20 protein-coding genes are annotated in these 15,944 nt (G+C 71.4%); 12 read left to right on the forward strand and 8 right to left on the reverse strand.

Annotation, left to right across the window (positions count from 1 at the left end):
• Both ccsA and VJ976_RS00050 read left to right on the forward strand, forming a co-directional pair.
• The coding region (ccsA, locus tag VJ976_RS00045) for a cytochrome c biogenesis protein CcsA (protein ID WP_324097681.1) at nt 1-244 on the forward strand (244 nt) is incomplete at its 5' end.
• Between the two features lie 3 nt (nt 245-247).
• Nucleotides 248-520 (forward strand): DUF4229 domain-containing protein, encoded by a 273-nt coding sequence (locus VJ976_RS00050; RefSeq protein WP_324097683.1) that lies wholly within the window; start codon nt 248-250, stop codon nt 518-520.
• An 8-nt stretch (nt 521-528) separates the two neighbouring features.
• On the opposite strand, the gene VJ976_RS00055 is transcribed toward VJ976_RS00050, so the two are convergent.
• From VJ976_RS00055 to VJ976_RS00075, 5 genes are all read right to left on the reverse strand, one after another.
• Nucleotides 529-1,404, reverse strand: coding sequence for a 1,4-dihydroxy-2-naphthoate polyprenyltransferase (locus tag VJ976_RS00055; RefSeq protein WP_324097685.1), 876 nt, complete (start codon nt 1,402-1,404; stop codon nt 529-531).
• A gap of 5 nt (nt 1,405-1,409) precedes the next feature.
• The gene (locus tag VJ976_RS00060) at nt 1,410-1,667 is read right to left on the reverse strand and encodes a PLDc N-terminal domain-containing protein (protein ID WP_324097687.1); all 258 of its coding nucleotides are present in this window, start codon (nt 1,665-1,667) and stop codon (nt 1,410-1,412) included.
• A gap of 31 nt (nt 1,668-1,698) precedes the next feature.
• Complete coding sequence (locus VJ976_RS00065; RefSeq protein WP_324097689.1) at nt 1,699-2,808, reverse strand: AMP-binding protein; 1,110 nt, start codon at nt 2,806-2,808, stop codon at nt 1,699-1,701.
• Nucleotides 2,809-2,854: 46 nt separating this feature from the next.
• Nucleotides 2,855-3,475 (reverse strand): hypothetical protein, encoded by a 621-nt coding sequence (locus VJ976_RS00070; protein WP_324097691.1) that lies wholly within the window; start codon nt 3,473-3,475, stop codon nt 2,855-2,857.
• 121 nt (nt 3,476-3,596) lie between these two features.
• Complete coding sequence (locus VJ976_RS00075) at nt 3,597-4,553, reverse strand: 1,4-dihydroxy-2-naphthoyl-CoA synthase (RefSeq protein ID WP_324097693.1); 957 nt, start codon at nt 4,551-4,553, stop codon at nt 3,597-3,599.
• A gap of 18 nt (nt 4,554-4,571) precedes the next feature.
• On the opposite strand from VJ976_RS00075, the gene VJ976_RS00080 reads away from it, so the two are divergent.
• The 4 genes from VJ976_RS00080 to VJ976_RS00095 all read left to right on the forward strand — a co-directional run bounded on the left by VJ976_RS00080 (nt 4,572) and on the right by VJ976_RS00095 (nt 8,304).
• A complete protein-coding gene (locus VJ976_RS00080) occupies nt 4,572-5,594 on the forward strand; it encodes an o-succinylbenzoate synthase (RefSeq protein WP_324097696.1) in 1,023 nt (340 codons plus the stop codon).
• A gap of 95 nt (nt 5,595-5,689) precedes the next feature.
• Complete coding sequence (locus tag VJ976_RS00085) at nt 5,690-6,964, forward strand: ammonium transporter (RefSeq protein WP_324097698.1); 1,275 nt, start codon at nt 5,690-5,692, stop codon at nt 6,962-6,964.
• Between the two features lie 195 nt (nt 6,965-7,159).
• On the forward strand, nt 7,160-7,561 hold the full coding sequence (locus tag VJ976_RS00090) for a cold-shock protein (RefSeq protein ID WP_324097700.1): 402 nt from the start codon (nt 7,160-7,162) through the stop codon (nt 7,559-7,561).
• Nucleotides 7,562-7,563: 2 nt separating this feature from the next.
• Entirely contained in the window at nt 7,564-8,304 is a 741-nt protein-coding gene (locus tag VJ976_RS00095) for a DUF3027 domain-containing protein (protein ID WP_324097702.1), read from the forward strand.
• A gap of 20 nt (nt 8,305-8,324) precedes the next feature.
• Here the strand turns inward: VJ976_RS00095 and VJ976_RS00100 are convergent, their stop codons facing one another.
• Complete coding sequence (locus VJ976_RS00100) at nt 8,325-8,594, reverse strand: DUF2530 domain-containing protein (RefSeq protein ID WP_324097704.1); 270 nt, start codon at nt 8,592-8,594, stop codon at nt 8,325-8,327.
• Between the two features lie 140 nt (nt 8,595-8,734).
• On the opposite strand from VJ976_RS00100, the gene VJ976_RS00105 reads away from it, so the two are divergent.
• From VJ976_RS00105 to VJ976_RS00115, 3 genes are all read left to right on the forward strand, one after another.
• Nucleotides 8,735-9,196, forward strand: coding sequence for a MarR family transcriptional regulator (locus tag VJ976_RS00105; RefSeq protein WP_324097706.1), 462 nt, complete (start codon nt 8,735-8,737; stop codon nt 9,194-9,196).
• 5 nt (nt 9,197-9,201) lie between these two features.
• Nucleotides 9,202-10,476, forward strand: coding sequence for an MFS transporter (locus tag VJ976_RS00110; RefSeq protein WP_324097763.1), 1,275 nt, complete (start codon nt 9,202-9,204; stop codon nt 10,474-10,476).
• A gap of 101 nt (nt 10,477-10,577) precedes the next feature.
• Nucleotides 10,578-12,371 carry a gamma-glutamyltransferase family protein gene (locus tag VJ976_RS00115; RefSeq protein WP_324097708.1) on the forward strand — a complete coding sequence of 598 codons (1,794 nt, stop codon included), beginning with the start codon at nt 10,578-10,580 and terminating at the stop codon, nt 12,369-12,371.
• Between the two features lie 2 nt (nt 12,372-12,373).
• Here the strand turns inward: VJ976_RS00115 and VJ976_RS00120 are convergent, their stop codons facing one another.
• On the reverse strand, nt 12,374-12,967 hold the full coding sequence (locus VJ976_RS00120) for a hypothetical protein (protein WP_324097710.1): 594 nt from the start codon (nt 12,965-12,967) through the stop codon (nt 12,374-12,376).
• A 62-nt stretch (nt 12,968-13,029) separates the two neighbouring features.
• Here VJ976_RS00120 and pdxH point away from each other — a divergent pair, with 62 nt between their 5' ends.
• Both pdxH and VJ976_RS00130 read left to right on the forward strand, forming a co-directional pair.
• Entirely contained in the window at nt 13,030-13,716 is a 687-nt protein-coding gene (gene pdxH, locus VJ976_RS00125; RefSeq protein ID WP_324097712.1) for a pyridoxamine 5'-phosphate oxidase, read from the forward strand.
• 52 nt (nt 13,717-13,768) lie between these two features.
• Nucleotides 13,769-14,458: a metal-dependent transcriptional regulator gene (locus tag VJ976_RS00130; RefSeq protein WP_324097713.1), complete on the forward strand. Its 690-nt coding sequence runs from the start codon at nt 13,769-13,771 to the stop codon at nt 14,456-14,458.
• A gap of 415 nt (nt 14,459-14,873) precedes the next feature.
• On the opposite strand, the gene VJ976_RS00135 is transcribed toward VJ976_RS00130, so the two are convergent.
• On the reverse strand, nt 14,874-15,503 hold the full coding sequence (locus VJ976_RS00135; protein ID WP_324097714.1) for a hypothetical protein: 630 nt from the start codon (nt 15,501-15,503) through the stop codon (nt 14,874-14,876).
• A gap of 109 nt (nt 15,504-15,612) precedes the next feature.
• Here VJ976_RS00135 and VJ976_RS00140 point away from each other — a divergent pair, with 109 nt between their 5' ends.
• Nucleotides 15,613-15,927 carry a C40 family peptidase gene (locus VJ976_RS00140; protein WP_324097715.1) on the forward strand — a complete coding sequence of 105 codons (315 nt, stop codon included), beginning with the start codon at nt 15,613-15,615 and terminating at the stop codon, nt 15,925-15,927.
• The last annotated feature ends 17 nt before the right edge of the window (nt 15,928-15,944 follow it).

Genomic DNA, 15,944 nt, shown 5'->3' on the forward strand with positions numbered 1-15,944 from the left:
GCTGATCGTGGGGGCCACCTGGGCCGAGCAGGCCTGGGGTCGCTACTGGGGATGGGACCCCAAGGAGGTCTGGACGTTCGTCATCTTCGTGGTCTACGCGGCGTACCTGCACGCTCGCGCCACCGCGGGGTGGACCACCCGAAAGGCCACCTGGATCGCGATTGCCGGAGGGATCTGCATCGTGATCAACTACGCCGTGGTCAACGTCTTCTTCTCCGGGCTCCACTCTTACTCGGGACTGTAAGACGTGCTGCGCTACACGGTCCTGCGGCTGCTGGTCTTCGCGGTCTTCCTGCTGGTCTTCATCTGGCTGGGAGTCCCGGACCTGTGGGCGCTGCTCTATGCCGCGCTCTTCTCCATGGTGACGTCCCTGTTCCTGCTGCGCGGGCAACGTCAACAGATGGCCGACCAGCTCGCCGCCAAGGTCGAGCGCCGACGGGCGCGGCGCGCGGACCGGATCGCGGCCGGCCGCACCGACGAGGACGACGAGGACACCGAGATCGAGGGTCCTCGCGGCTAGCGCCAGTTTCAGGCGGACAGCATCAGCCCGGCGGTGAACAGCACGGCGTAGCCCATCTGGAGTATGCCGGTGGCCGTCAGCACCGGCACGAGACCGCTGCCCGTCGTGCCCGCACGCACGGTGCGCACCGGTCGCCAGGCCAGGGGGGCAGCCGCCAGAGCGATCAGGACCCACCACGACCCGATGGCGGCCACCGGCACGACGGCGAAGGCGACGAGCACCAGTCGCTCGTAGAAGCGGCGTGTCTTCTCCTCACCCCAGGCGACGGCCAGCGTGCGCTTGCCCACCTGCTCGTCCCCAGGGATGTCCCGCAGGTTGTTGGCGACCAGGATCGCGCAGGACAGGGCTCCGACTCCCACGGCCCCGAGCAGGCCGGAGATGCTCAGAGCTCCCGACTGCGTCCACTGGGTGCCCAGGACAGCGACCAGCCCGAAGAAGACGAAGACGGCGGTCTCGCCCAAGCCGCGGTAGCCGTAGGGTCGGGCTCCTCCGGTGTAGCGCCACGCCGCCACGATGGCGGCGCCCCCGACGAGCAGCAGCAGCCAGGCGTTCGCCAGCGCCACGAGAGCCAGTCCGACCACGGCTGCGGTCGCCAGGGAGAGCACCGCCGCGGCTTTCACCGACCCAGGGTCGGCCAGACCCTGGCCGACCAGGCGCACCGGGCCGACCCGGGTCGCATCGGTGCCGCGCACGCCGTCGGAGTAGTCGTTCGCGTAGTTCACCCCGACCTGAAGACTGAGCGCGACCACGAGCGCGAGCAGGCCCATGCCGAAGTTGGCGCCACCCTGTTCGAAGGCGGCACCGGTGCCCACGCAGACCGGCGCGGCGGCGGCCGAGAAGGTCCGTGGTCGCGCCCCAGCGACCCACTGCGCGACGTCGGCCATCGAGGTCAGATGCCGCGCAGGAAGTCGGGGTCGTCATCGGGGCCGCGGGGCCCGCGAGGCTGTCCGCCGCCACGCTGCCGCAGACCGCCCGGACGCCCGGCGAACAGCCAGGCGAGGCCGCCGAACGGCGTGAACAACATCGTCACGGTGACCCAGGCCAGCTTCGGCAGATGCCGCACCCGTTCCTTGTCGGTGCGGACGACATCGACGACGCAGTACACGGTGAACGCCAGGAGCGCGATCGCGACCAGGAAGCGGATCAATGGTGACCTCGGGGAGACGGATACGGAACCCTTATAGTCTCTCACCTTCCTGGGTAAACGCTGCTCGGACCCCGGCGTGGTCGACCTTGCCGCTCGCGAGCCGGGGGAGGGTGTCGGACCAGCGCACCTGCGTCGGCAGGGCGTAGCGCGGCAACGTCTCCCGCAGTCGAGAACGGACCCAGCCGGTGGGTCGCGTCAGCGCCTCGACGGGCGGACCGCCCGCGGCAGGGACCAGCATGGCCACCACCCGTTCACCCCACTGCGGGTCGGGCAGTGCCACCACCGCCGCGTCGACGACCGGTTCCATGGCGCACAGCGCCGAGCTCACGTCGTCCGGATGCACCTTGTGTCCGCCCGTGTTGATGACCTCGTCCACGCGACCCAGAATCTTCCAACGCCGCCGGACTTCGTCGTAGCGGCCGAGGTCGCTGGTGCGGTACCAGCGCACACCGGCTTCGGTGACGAAGGCCTCAGCGGTCGCGACCGGGTCCTGCAGATACCCCTGCGCAAGGATCGGCCCGCTCAGCAGGATCCGGCCTCCCGCCGGCCCCTGCTCCAGGCGCACCGCGACGCCGGGCAGGGGGACGCCGTCGTAGACACAGCCGCCGGCGGTCTCGGTCATCCCGTAGGTGTGAGTCCACCGGACGCCGGCCCTGTCCAGTGCGGCCACCGACGCCGCCGGCAACGGAGCCCCACCGATGAGCACCCGGTCCAGGCTCGCCAGGGCCTCCCGCCCGGCCGGCTCGGCGAGTAGCCGGTGTACCTGCGTAGGGACCAGAGCGGCATAGTGCCTGGTGCCGGGCCGCATCGCGGCGACCGCGGCGGTGAAGGAGCCGGCGCCGAACGGACCGTCGTCCTCGAGGGTGGCCGGAGGGATGCCGGAGACGGCAGAGCGGAGGTAGACCTGCAGCCCACCGATGTGGCGCGGGCTGAGAGCGGCCAGCCACTGACCGGGGCCGCCGAGGAAGGACAGTGTGGACTCGGCAGAGGCCTTCAGTGCCGACATGGACAGCAGCACCCGCTTCGGCGGCCCGGAAGAGCCGGACGTCGGGACGACCACGGCGCGCTGCGCGGCCACAGCCTCCTGGACCAGCCGCACGACTTCGCCTCGGCCGGCTCCGGTCAGGTCGAGTGCGTCCACCGGCTCGCCGCGCTTCCGGTCCCCGCGCGGTCGACCCGAACCGTGCTCAGCTGTTCCCCTGGAAGCTGTTCTCGAGGTCGACGTACCACTGCTTCTCGACCCGCTTCAGCGTGATCTCCTCGTCGCCGAAGCCCTCGGCGAACAGGTCGGAGAGGTTGTCCTTGTCCACGATGGCGGTGTTCCCGTTGACCTCGGCGCCCTGGACCTCGATGACGTCGATGATGGCGGCCTCCTCCTCGCCGACGAGTCCCTCGAGCGTGGAGGGCAGCACGTCACGGCAGGTCTTGAGGTCCTCCGGGGAGTCCTTCATCGGTGCCTCACCGTCGAAGCCGAGGATCAGCTGGCAGATCTCCGGGTCGGCGTTGACCAGTGCGACGATGAATGCCTTGGTCCGGGCCGCGGCGGCCCGGCCCGCAGCCCCACCCTCGACCGAGCCCCCCGCGGTCCCGGCGCTGGACTCCTCGTCGTCGGCGGGAGCCTGCGTGCTCTGCTGCGCGTCGTCGGGCTCGGCGCTCGACTCCTGGGCCTCCGAGGGCTCCTCGGTGGTCTGCTGTGCCTGCTCGCTCTCCTGGCTCGAGGGCTCGTCACCGCTCGGCTCGTCGTCGGATCCGCACGCTGTCAGCAGCAGAGCCGGCACGGCCAACGTGGTCACAAGTGCGCGTCGCATCGGTGTCGGGCCTTCCACAACGTCGGATCGGAGCCTGCCGTGCTCACGGTACCCCTCCCTCACCGGCGAGGGCAGCGCGTCCACTCGATCTGCGCCGCCGGCCCGCACCCCCCGGCACGACTCAGAAGTACCACGGGTAGTCGGTCCAGTCGGGCGAACGCTTGTCCAAGAAGGCGTCCCGGCCCTCGACCGCCTCGTCGGTCATGTAGGCCAGGCGGGTGCTCTCGCCGGCGAACACCTGCTGCCCGGCCATGCCGTCGTCCGCGAGGTTGAAAGCGAACTTCAGCATGCGCTGCGCCGTCGGCGACTTGCCCAGAACCTCGTCCGCGACGCGCAGGGCCTCCTGCTCCAGCTCGCGGTGGTCCACCACCAGGTTGACCGCTCCCATCTGCTGCATCTCCCGCGCGTCGTAGGAACGCCCCAGGAAGAAGATCTCGCGGGCTCGCTTCTGGCCGACCATCCGGGCCAGGTAGGCCGATCCGTAGCCGGCGTCGAAGCTGCCGACATCGGCGTCGGTCTGCTTGAACCGGGCGTGCTGCTGGGAGGCCAGCGTGAGGTCGCACACCACGTGCAGCGAGTGCCCGCCCCCGGCAGCCCAGCCGTTGACGACGGCGATGACGACCTTGGGCATGGTGCGGATGAGTCGTTGGACCTCCAGAATGTGCAACCGGCCACCGGCCGCCTTGACCCGGGCGGTGTCGACCGTCTCGGCGGACTCGCCGGCCGCGTACTGGTAGCCGGAGCGACCGCGGATGCGCTGGTCGCCGCCGGAACAGAAGGCGTGGCCTCCGTCGGTGGGGCTCGGGCCGTTACCGGTCAGCAGCACCACGCCCACGTCGGGCGTCATCCGCGCGTGGTCCAGCGCTCGGTAGAGCTCGTCGACGGTGTGCGGACGGAAGGCGTTGCGCACCTCGGGACGGTCGAACGCCACCCGCACACAGCCCAGCCCGCGGGCCCGGTGATAGGTGATGTCGGTGAACTCGAACCCCGATACGGGATCCCACGCGTTCGGGTCGAAGAGGCTGGCTCCGCTCGCCGGCTGGTCGGTGGGGTGGGACTCGTTCGGTTCGCGGCTCACGAGGTCGACAATAGGCCCATGGTGCCCACCCCGGCCGAGCTGCTCGAGTGCGCCCACGTCGTCGACATCCCCTTGCGGGTGCCGTTCCGCGGGCTGACGCGCCGCGAGGCGGTGCTGCTGCGCGGGCCGTGCGGCTGGGCCGAGTTCGCGCCTTTCGCCGAGTACTCGGACGCGGAGGCGGCCGTCTGGCTGGCGGCCGCCGTCGAGGCGGGCTGGAACGAGCCACCGACCCCGGTCCGCGACAGCATCGACGTCAACGCCACCGTGCCGGCGGTGCCGGCGGCCCGGGTGGCCTCGGTGCTGCAGGCCTTTCCGGGTGCCCGCACGGCCAAGGTGAAAGTGGCCGGCGCGGGCCAGGACCTCGCGGCCGACACTGCCCGGGTGGCGGCCGTCCGGCAGGCTCTGGGGCCGGGGGCCGCGATCCGTGTCGACGCCAACGGGGGGTGGGACCTGCAGCAGGCCCGGAGCGCGCTGCGGGCACTGTCGGCCTACGAGCTGGAGTACGCCGAGCAGCCCGTGGCCTCGGTCGAGGACCTGGCCCGGCTGCGGGTGGCGCTGGCCCGGGACGGCATCGAGGTAGCGGTGGCTGCGGACGAGTCGGTCCGTCGGGCAGGCGACCCGATCCGCGTCGCGCGGGCCGGGGCTGCCGACCTGGTGGTCGTCAAGGTCGCGCCGCTCGGTGGTATCCGTCGCGCTTTGAGCATCGTGGCGGACTGTGGGCTCCCGGCTGTCGTGTCCTCGGCCCTTGACACCACGGTCGGCATCGCGAGCGGAGTGAGGCTGGCGGCCTGTCTGCCCACCCTCCCCTACGCGTGTGGCCTGGGGACGATGGCCCTCTTCGACGGTGACGTGAGCCGGGAGTCGCTGCGTCCCGGCGGCGGGTCGCTCACGCTGGAGCAGGCCCGCCGCGGCGTGGCCACCGTCGACCCCGAGCTGCTGGCTCGGCACGCGGCCGGTCCCATCCGGACACAGTGGTGGCGTGAGCGCCTGGAGCGCTGCGCAGGAATTTACCTCGACGAAACGTTGGGAACGCGCTCGTAACACCGAAGGTCCCGACCGGTAACACCGGCTGCTCAGACTGTGAGGACCGGCGCGCCGCGTGGAGCCGCGCCCTGAACGATTCGATGGAGACACTCATGGAACTGACCTCGGGCGACGTATGGGTCATGGTGTCATCGGCACTCGTGCTGCTGATGACTCCGGGCCTGGCCTTCTTCTACGGGGGGCTCACCCGCGCCAAAGCCTCGCTGAACATGATGATGATGAGCTTCGTCTCCATCGGCATGGTCGGCGTGATCTGGGTCCTGTGGGGCTACTCGATGAGCGGGGGCGACTCGGTCGTGGGCGGCCTGTTCGGTGACCCCACGGCCTCCTTCGGGCTCTCGAACCTGGTCGGGACGAGCGACCTGATCGGCGCCGGCTTCGGCGCCACCTTCGCCATCATCACCGTGGCCCTGATCAGCGGTGCCGTGGCCGACCGCACGAAGTTCGGCGCCTGGACCGTCTTCGTGGCCATCTGGGTGACGCTGGTCTACTGCCCGCTGGCCTTCATGGTCTGGGGCGGCGGCCTGCTCAGCGACAGCGGCTGGGTCGGTGAGAACTTCGGCGTGGCCATCGACTACGCCGGGGGCACGGTCGTGCACATCAACGCCGGCCTGGCCGCCCTGGTGCTGGTCTACATCATCGGCCAGCGCGCCGGCTTCGGGAAGATGGGCTTCCACAAGCCGCACAACGTGCCGCTGGTCATGCTGGGCGCCGCCCTGCTCTGGTTCGGCTGGTTCGGCTTCAACGGGGGTGCCGCGAGCACCAGCGACGAGGCCGGCCTGATCTGGGTCAACACGCTGGTGGCGCCCGCCGCCGCGATGCTGGGCTGGCTCCTGGTGGAGCGGATCCGCGACGGGCACCCGACCTCTGTCGGCGCCGCGTCCGGCGTGGTCGCCGGCCTGGTGGCCATCACCCCGGCGTGTGCGAACCTCAGCCCTGTCGGCTCGATCTTCCTGGGCGTGGTGGCGGGTGCCATCTCCGCTCTGGCGATCGGTCTGAAGTACAAGTTCGGCTACGACGACGCCCTCGACGTCGTCGGCGTCCACCTGGTCGCCGGCCTGGTCGGCACCATCGGCATCGGTTTCCTCATGCTGCCGATCGAGGGCGAAGGCGGCGGGCTGTTCTACGGCGGCGGTCTGGACCAGCTGGTCGCCCAGCTCGTGGCGGCGGTGTTCACGATGGCCTTCACCGGCATCCTGACCCTCGTGATCGGCCTGGCCATCGCCAAGACCATCGGCTTCCGCGTCTCGATCGAGGACGAGGAGCGTGGGGTCGACCTCGCCGCGCACGGTGAGACCGCCTACGAGTTCGACTCCGCCGTCAAGGTTCGCTCCGACGACGGTGAGCAGGAGAAGGTCTCGGTCTGACATCCGGGTCGAGCTGGACTCGACCTCGCCTCGTGCGGCGGGCAGCTTCGTCTGGGGAGTGCCCGCCGCACGAGTGTGTGCTCATCGCTGACCTGGAGCGGCTACCCTGGGAGCGGACGTTCCGCCCCCGGGAGCGCTCCGCCCGGTCGTGACCATGCGCCGGTCCACCCCATCGAGCCACGCAGAGGTGTCACAGTGCCCACGGGCAAGGTCAGGTTCTTCAACGAGGACAAAGGCTTCGGCTTCCTCGCCAGCGACGAGGGCCAAGATGTCTATGTCCACGCCAGCGCGCTGCCCGCGGGCACGGACGCGCTGCCTCGCGGGGCCCGGGTCGAGTTCGACATCGCTCGGGGTCGTCGCGGTGACCAGGCGCTCAGTGTGCGGCTGCTCGAGCCGGCGCCGTCGGTGAGCAAGAGCATGGCCATCCGTGACCGCAAACCGGCCGATGAGATGGCCGTGGTCGTGGAGGACCTCATCGCCGTCCTCGACCGGGCCGGCGGCTCGCTGCGCCGGGGGCACTACCCGGACGCCAAGACGGCGGCCGCCCTGTCCAAGACCCTGCGCGCGGTGGCCGACCAGTTCGAGGCGGGAGCCTGAGCGTGCCCGTGCGCAAGACCGACGCGACGCTCGCCGCGGCGGTGGACCTCGCCCGGTCGGCGGCCCAGGAGGTGGCTGGCGCCCCCGTCGGGGAGCACCTCGGCACGGAGATGGCCGAGGACCGTGTCCTCACCCATCGGTTCGAGTGCACCTCGCCGGGCTACCCCGGATGGGCGTGGGCGGTCACGCTGGCCCGGCCTCCGCGGGGTCGGCGGCCGACGGTCTCGGAGGTGCATCTGCTTCCGAGTGCAGCGGCTCTGGTCTCACCGGAGTGGCTCCCCTACGCCGAACGGCTTGAGCCCGGGGACATCGGGGCCGGCGACCGGACCCCCTACCGCGACGAGGACCCGCTGCTGGTCGCCGGCTTCGAGGCCACCGGTGAGCAGGAGGTCGACCGCGTCGCCCTGTTCGAGCTCGGTCTCGGCCGCGCCAGGGTGCTGTCCGCCGAGGGCCGTGACGCGGCTGCGCAGCGGTGGTACGACGAAGGCCACGGCCCGACGGCGGAGGTCGCCAAGAGCGCGCCGGCCAGTTGCGGGAGCTGCGGGTTCTACCTGCCCATGGCCGGTGCCCTGCGCGTGATGTTCGGGGTCTGCGCCAACGCGTGGTCACCCAGCGACGGCTCGGTGGTGAGCCGAGACCACGGCTGCGGCGCGCACAGCGAGGTGGACGTGGAGTCCAAGCCGGCCCCACCAGCGGTCGACCCCGTGCTCGACGACTTGGCCGTCGACCTCGTCGACCGCTGAGCAGGGGGCCGTGCCGTGAGCTAGGAGCCCGACGCGTGACCTCGCCCCCGGGAGACATAGGCGTGACCGAACAACCCGACCGCCAGCCCGGCTACCGGGACCCACGGCCACCAGGACCTGTCCCCGGCGCTCAGGGACGGGACGGTCCAGAGCACGACGAGAGCCACCAGCCACAGTGCCAGCGCCACCCGGACGATGAGCAACGCCGGGATGCGCACCTCCATCGGAGTCACCACCTGGGCGTCGCCGGAGGGTGCCTGCCCAGGACCCGGCGCTTCGGAGTCACCCATCGATCCACTCTAGACACCAACCCGGGGCACGGCTGGTGACGCGGTCCCGTGGTCTCTTTCGGAGCGGGGTCATGCACACGAGCTGACCCCGGCGTACCCCCGAGGGGAATAGTTAGCCAGGCTATGCAGTTGGCCAGCGTGTGACCCCCACCTCCTCCTCACCACGGCAGGCGCCGGACGCCGGGGACGCCGGTGTCGCCGAGCTCGCCCACGACCTGCGACTGGCCTGCATGCGCGTCTCGCGCCGGGTCCGTTTCGAGTCCTCGGATGACACCCCGCCGCACCAGTTCAGCGTCCTGGCTCGACTGGATGGTCAGCCGGCCACGGTCGGGGAGCTGGCCGAGGTGGAGCGGGTGCGCGCACCCAGCATCAGCCGTACCGTCGCGGGTCTCGAACAGCAGGGTCTGGTGCGCCGAGACGCGGACCCGGCGGACGGCCGGGTCGCGCGCATCTCGCTCACCGCTGCCGGGAGGCAGACTCTGGCCCGCGAGCGGGCCCGTCGAGACGCTTGGATGGCCGAGCGGCTCGACCGGCTGTCGGCTGCCGAGCGGCAGACTCTGCGCGTGGCGACGGCCCTGCTGGAGGAGGTCGCCGCGCAGTGAGCGCGATGTTCGCTGCGCTGTCGGTGCGCAACTACCGGATCTACGCCGCCGGAGCCCTCGTCTCCAACGTCGGAACCTGGATGGGCCGCGTCGCCCAGGACTGGGTGGTGCTGACCGAGCTCACCGACGGTTCCGCTCAGGCGCTGGGGATCGTCACCGGCCTGCAGTTCCTTCCGATGCTCCTACTGGCTCCGGTCGCGGGTGCCCTGTCCGACCGCTTCCCCAAGCGCTGGATGATGCTGTTGACCCAGGGCACGATGGCGCTCACCGCGCTGGCGATGGGGGTGCTCGTCCTGTCGGGTCACATGCAGCTCTGGCAGATGTATCTCCTGGCCTTCGTCCAGGGCGGCGCGGCCGCGATGGACGCCCCGGCGCGGCAGGCTTTCGTGTCCGAGATCGTCCCTCCCGAGCGGGTGACCAACGCCGTGGGGCTGAACAGCGCCTCCTTCAACAGCGGCCGCCTGATCGGCCCCGGCGTGGCCGGCCTGCTCATCGCCTGGGTGGGAACCGGCCCCACGTTGCTCGTCAACAGCGCGACCTTCGTCGCGGTGATGGTGGCCCTGCTGCTGATGAACGGTGCGCGTCTGAGTCCCACACCGCGCAGCCGCGGTCGCGGGCAGATCCGTGAGGGCATCTCCTATGTGCGGGGGCGACCCGACATCCTGCTGATCATGGCTCTGGTCTTCGTGCACGGGACGTTCGGCATGAACTTCCAGCTCACCAACGCGCTCATGGCCACCGAGACCTTCGGCCTCGGGGTCAAGGAGTTCGGGCTGCTCGGCTCGGTGATGGCGATCGGCTCGCTCGGCGGTGCCCTGCTCGCGGCGCGCCGCGAGCGCCCTCGGTGGCGCATGCTGCTGGGTGCGCTCGCTGGTTTCGCCGTGCTCACTCTGCTGCTCGGGCTGGCGCCGAGCTATGCCATCTACGCCGCGCTGCTGGTGCCCACGGGCCTGTGCGCGCTGACCGTCATGGTCACCGCGAACTCGATGGTCCAGCTCTCGGTGGCCCCGCAGGTGAGGGGCCGGGTGATGTCGTTGTACATGGCGGTCTTCTTCGGCGGGACCCCGCTCGGAGCCCCCATGATCGGGTGGGTCGGAGACGCGCTGGGTGCCCGGTGGACGATCTGGATCGCCACCCTGATGTGCGGCCTGGCCGTGGTTGCTGCCACGCTCTACATCATGCGCACGGACGACCTGCACGTTCGACGTGGGCACTCGCTGACCGAGCCGTTCATCCTGGACCGCGGTCACCTGCAGACGATGCCCGAGCAGGCCCGGTGATGTCAGCGCGGAGCCGCCGGGTCGTGGTGCTGGTGACCCTGGCTGCGTTGGTGGTGGCGAGCGTCGTCGGCAGCCTCGTCGGGGTCCTCGGCGGATAGCCCATGGACAGCCCCGGCTTCACCACCCGGCCCACCCTGCAGGGCTCTTTCGGCATGGTCTCCAGCACGCACTGGATCGCCTCCACCGCCGCGATGGGCACCTTGGAGCGCGGCGGCAACGCCTTCGACGCGGCGGTCTGCGCCGGTTTCGTGCTGCACGTCGTCGAGCCTCATCTCAACGGCCCCGGTGGTGACCTGCCGGCGATCGTGAGCGACCCCAGCGGGCGCGGCGCCCGGGTGCTGTGCGGCCAGGGCCCGGCGCCCGCTGGTGCCACGGTGGAGCACTTCGCCGGCCACGGCCTGGACCTGGTCCCCGGGGCCGGGCCCCTGGCCACCGCCGTCCCGGGCGCCTTCGACGCCTGGATGCTGCTGTTGCGGGACCGCGGCAGCATGAGCCCTGCCGAGGTGCTGGGGCCGGCGCGCCACTACGCGCAGCACGGGGTCCCCGTGCTGCCGGCCATGAGCAGGACCGTCGATGCCGTGCGCGAGCTGTTCACGCAGCACTGGCCCACCTCGGCGCAGACCTGGCTCGTGCGTGGTCGCGCACCGGTGCCGGGCACCCTCTTCCGCAACCCGCTCTGGGCCCGGACGCTGGACCGTCTGCTGGCGGCGGGCGAGACCGGCGGGGCCAGCCGCGAGGGCCGGATCGACGCGGTCCGACGGGCCTGGTCCTCCGGCTTCGTGGCGGAGGCGATCGAGAGGTTCGCCCGCATCCCGCACCGGCACTCCTGCGGCCGCGTGCTGCCGGGAGTGATCACGGGTGCGGACTGCGCGGCCTACCGGGCCCGGTGGGAGGAGCCGGCCACCCTGGACTTCCGCGGGCACCAGATCGCCAAGACGGGTGCCTGGGCGCAGGGTCCGGCGCTGTTGCAGGTGCTCCAGATGCTGGGGGAGGACCCCGTGGCCCCCCTGGACACGGCCGCAGGGGTGCACGAGGTGGTGGAGCGGTTCAAGCTGGCGCTGGCCGACCGGGAGGCCTGGTACGGGGACAGCGCCAGGCAGCCGCCCCCGCTGGATGACCTGCTGGCGCAGTCCTACGCTCGCTCGCGAGCCCGTCTGGTCGGTCCAAGGGCCAGCCACGAGGTACGTCCCGGCGCTCCGGGAGGCCGTCGCCCGCGGATGGCCGCTCGGGCGCTGGCCACCGACGAGGCGGGGATGAGCGAGGATGCCTCCACGGGTGAGCCCACCGTGCCGCAGTACGGAGCGCACAGCGGTGACACCTGCCACGTCGACGTCGTGGACCGGTGGGGCAACATGATCGCCGCCACGCCGAGCGGTGGCTGGCTGCAGTCCTCACCGGTGGTGGGTGACCTCGGCTTCGCGCTCGGCAGTCGGCTGCAGATGATGTGGCTCGAGCCGGGCCTGCCCTCCTCGCTGGTGCCGGGGGCGCGACCCCGGTCGACGCTGAGCCCGACGCTGGTGTTGCGCGAGGACACACCGGTGCTGGCCTGCGGATCGCCGGGTGGTGACCAGCAGGACCAGTGGCAGGCCGTCTTCCTGCTGCGTCACCTCGTCGAGGGTGCGAGCCTGCAGGAGGCCATCGACGCTCCCACGTTCCACACCACGAGCTTTCCCGGCTCCTTCGCTCCGCGGCTGGTGGAGCCGGGTGTGCTCGTCGCCGAGGACCGCCTCGGTGCGGAGGTCCTGCAGCAGCTGCGGGACCGGGGCCACCGGGTCCGGTCGGCGGGCGACTGGGCCCTGTCGCGTCTGTGTGTCGTGGCACGCGACCCGCACACCGGGCTGCTGAGCGCAGGGGCCAACCCGCGAGGCATGCAGGGGTACGCGGTAGGCCGCTGAGGCTAGGCCGGGGATGCAGGTCGCGTCGGCGGCCCGGGCTCGTCCTGACCAGGTGTGGGGCGCTCGGTGCCAGGGCTCCCGGCGGTGCTGCCGCCGTTCGGCGCCGGACGGTTCACCTCGAAGTCCGCCCGCGCGTGCTGCCGCCGCCCGGTGCTTCCCGGACGCTTCGCACCCGCTTTGCGCTGACGTGCCGAGTCACGCAGGCGCTGGGCCAGTGCCGGTTCGTCCTCGGGACGCGTGCGCTTGCTCAGGTCGGCGTTCTTCAGCAGCTGCGCGAACGGCGCGTTGGTACGCGGATGCACCGCGATGGGCTCCTCACCGGAGAAGACGACCCAGTGGGCCAGGTTGCGGTGGAAGATCCGCAGGGTGGAACCGTCGATGACGGTCTCCGCGTGCTGGATGGCCTTCTTGCGCTGGTTGCCCTTGTCGACCCTGTCCTGGACGTACCGTTCCGCGGGCTCGCGCTGCGCCTTGACCTGGTCCCAGACCCGCGGGCCGTAACGACGGGAGGTCTCGATGAGGATGGGGCCGTACTTGATCATGGCACCCACCGCCTTGCCCTTGCCAGCCACGCCCGGTCCTTTCTGCTGGGTCACGGTTCCTCCCCACTCTAGGCCGGGTCCGTGGCCCACGAGCACCGGCATGGACAATGGGCCGCATGGCAGTGCACGAGCGGGTGGACTACGACGGTGAGGGGCTGCGACGGGCCGACCTGGCCCCGACGCCGTACGAGCAGCTGCAGCTCTGGGTCGAGCAGGCCCGGATCCGCCAGGGTGAGCGCGGCGACGTCCCCGAGCCCTCCGCTCTCTCGGTGGCCACCGTCGACGAGGCGGGCCAGCCCGACGTGCGCACGGTGCTCGTGCGGCGTATCGAGCCTCGCGGCATCGCCTTCTTCACCGGCCTGGACTCGGCCAAGGCCCGGCAGCTTCGCGCGAACCCTCGCGTTGCGGCGAGCTTCACCTGGCCTTCCATGTTCCGCTCGGTGCGTCTGCGTGGTCTGGCCGTGCCCGTGGCGGCCGACGCGGTCGCCGACTACTTCTCCGGCCGCCCCTGGGGCTCACGGATCAGCGCCTGGGCCTCGGCGCAGTCCCGCCGCGTACCGTCGCGGGCGACGCTGGAGGACGCCTACGCCGAGCACGCCGCCCGCTTCCCCGACACCGGGCGCCCCGACGACGTGCCGGTGCCGCCGCGCTGGGGCGGTTTCTGGGTGGAGCCGTACTCCGTGGAGTTCTGGGCGGGCCGCTCCAACCGGCTTCACGACCGCTGGGTCTGGCAACGGGACGACGGCAGCCCGGCCGATCTCTCCTCGCCCAGCGGATGGAGCGTGCACCGCCTCGGGCCGTGAAGCGTCTGCACCTAGGATCGGCTACCACGCGCCGTGCCGGAAGGGGTCAGCGATGAGCGACTTGATCGACACCACCGAGATGTATCTCAAGGCCATCTACGAGCTCATCGAGGACGGCGTCCGGCCCATGCGCGCCCGGATCGCCGAGAGGCTGGACCACTCGGGTCCCACGGTGAGCCAGACGGTGGCGCGGATGGAACGGGACGGGCTGCTGCGGCTGGAACAGGACCGCCACCTCACCTTCACCGAGCTGGGCGAGCAGACCGCCACGCGGGTGATGCGCAAGCACCGCCTTGCGGAGCGGCTGCTGGTGGACGTGATCGGGCTGGATCCGGCGTACGTCCACGATGAGGCCTGCCGCTGGGAGCACGTGATGAGCGACCGCGTCGAGGTGCGCATCCTCGGCCTGATCCAAGACACCCAGCGTTCTCCCTACGGCAACCCCATCCCCGGTCTGGAGGAGCTGGGGAGCGCTGCTCCTACCGTTCCGGCCGACGGTGCCACCGTCCTGGAGGTCCTGGACCAGGGGCGCAGCTCCGGACGTCTGGTCCGTATCGGGGAGCCGGCGCAGGTCGAGCCGGAGACGCTGGACCTGCTGCTGCGCAGTGGGATCGTGCCCGGCGCGGTGATCAAGATCGGCTCCGAGGGCCAGCGGGTGCGCCTGCACGCGTCCGGGCACGACGCGGTGTCGGTGCCCGACGAGGTGGCCTCGCACCTGTTCGTCGTGCCCGCGGCGGGCTGAGCGACCGAGTCGACAAGCGGGGCTCCGGCGGCACGCGCAACCGCCGCAGCCCGTACCTTTATCGTCCTGTGATGTGATTTCGATCACCTGTGGCGCCGCGCGCAAGCGCAGGCATCGCCGTTTCTGCAGGTCACAGGGCCGACGCTGGGAGAGACTCGGGAGAGTCCGCGGTCGGCCTTTACCGAAACGTGACATCGAGCGACAGGCGTGTGTACTGTCGCTCCTGCGTTGGCGCTGAAGCCGCGCCCAGACCGTGGCCTGCACATTCTGTCGCTTCGGTCGAGCCCTGATCCACCGCACGAGACGAACGCAAGCATGCCCGCGGAGCCGACACGACTCCCCGGGACGCCGCGTCGGATTGCGCTGCCGCGCAAAGACGCCGGGCAACCGTGAGCCCGCGCCCGACAGGCACCCCCTAGGTCAAGGAGAGGCTTACTGTGACGGAACGCACGATCGGCCGCCACCGCGCGCCGAGCCGCATGAAGACGACGCGCACCGCGATGACCCGCTCGGCCAGGGCGACAGCGGTGGCCGCTACCTCCGGTGGTCTGCTCGCCGCGGTGACCCTGCCCGCTGTCGCCACCCCGCGCGGCGTCGTCGAGGACGTCCCCGCTCTCGCATCGGAGAAGGCCGCCGGCTCGGAGTCGATGGGCAACCTGATGGCCATGAAGCTCCCCACCGTGATGGCTCCCAGCGACAGCCCCGCCGTCGCGGCGGTGGCCCCCAAGGCGACCCCGGTCATCAAGGAGACGTCCTTCGGCACCACCGGCTTTGTCGGGGTGGACCCGCCCGACCCGGAGCCCGCGCCGGAGCCCGCGCCGGAGCCCGCGCCTGCCTCTTCCTCGACCGGCGGCTCCTCCAGCACCGGGTCCTCGGCCGGCAGCTCGTCCGCCCCGTCGTCGGGCTCGTCCGCACAGTCCGCGGGGAGCGGCTCCGCCAGCGGAACCTCTTCCCGTGCGGGCTCGACCGGCGGACCCACCTCGGGAGGGTCGTCCGCGACCTCCTCGGGAGGGTCGTCCGCGACCTCCTCGGGCGGGTCCTCCACGGGCTCCTCCTCCTCGACCAGCGAGCGCTCGTCGAGCGCCTCGAGCAGGACCCAGACTCGTCAGGCTGCCCCCGAGCCCGCCCCGGCGGCCACCGGAGGAGTCATCGGTGTGGCCTCGAGCCTCACGGGCATCATGTACCGGTACGGCGGCACGACCCCGGCCGGCTTCGACTGCTCCGGCTACACCGCCTACGTCTTCGCCCAGGTCGGCAAGAGCCTGCCGCGCACGGCCGAGGGCCAGCGCCAGGTGACCACTCCGGTGAGCAACCCGCAGCCCGGCGACCTCGTCTTCTTCGGCGCCCCGGCTCACCACGTGGGCATCTACGCGGGCAACGGCATGATGTACGACTCCGGTCGCGCGGGTCTGCCCACCCAGCTCCGCCCCGTCTTCAGCGGTGTGAGCGGGTACGGTCGCGTCGGCTGACCCACGACGTCACCACG

Origin of the sequence: Ornithinimicrobium sp. (assembly GCF_035267225.1) — a bacterium.
Classification (GTDB): domain Bacteria; phylum Actinomycetota; class Actinomycetes; order Actinomycetales; family Dermatophilaceae; genus Ornithinicoccus.

What these genes read in the sequence shown, in the direction of transcription:
- VJ976_RS00055 (WP_324097685.1), bottom strand. Translation starts at nt 1,404, where the DNA reads ATGGCCGACGTCGCGCAGTGGGTCGCTGGGGCGCGACCACGGACCTTC.
- VJ976_RS00070 (WP_324097691.1), bottom strand. Translation starts at nt 3,475, where the DNA reads ATGCGACGCGCACTTGTGACCACGTTGGCCGTGCCGGCTCTGCTGCTG.
- VJ976_RS00080 (WP_324097696.1), top strand. Translation starts at nt 4,572, where the DNA reads ATGGTGCCCACCCCGGCCGAGCTGCTCGAGTGCGCCCACGTCGTCGAC.
- VJ976_RS00085 (WP_324097698.1), top strand. Translation starts at nt 5,690, where the DNA reads ATGGAACTGACCTCGGGCGACGTATGGGTCATGGTGTCATCGGCACTC.
- VJ976_RS00100 (WP_324097704.1), bottom strand. Translation starts at nt 8,594, where the DNA reads ATGGGTGACTCCGAAGCGCCGGGTCCTGGGCAGGCACCCTCCGGCGAC.
- VJ976_RS00110 (WP_324097763.1), top strand. Translation starts at nt 9,202, where the DNA reads ATGTTCGCTGCGCTGTCGGTGCGCAACTACCGGATCTACGCCGCCGGA.
- VJ976_RS00115 (WP_324097708.1), top strand. Translation starts at nt 10,578, where the DNA reads ATGGACAGCCCCGGCTTCACCACCCGGCCCACCCTGCAGGGCTCTTTC.
- pdxH (WP_324097712.1), top strand. Translation starts at nt 13,030, where the DNA reads ATGGCAGTGCACGAGCGGGTGGACTACGACGGTGAGGGGCTGCGACGG.
- VJ976_RS00130 (WP_324097713.1), top strand. Translation starts at nt 13,769, where the DNA reads ATGAGCGACTTGATCGACACCACCGAGATGTATCTCAAGGCCATCTAC.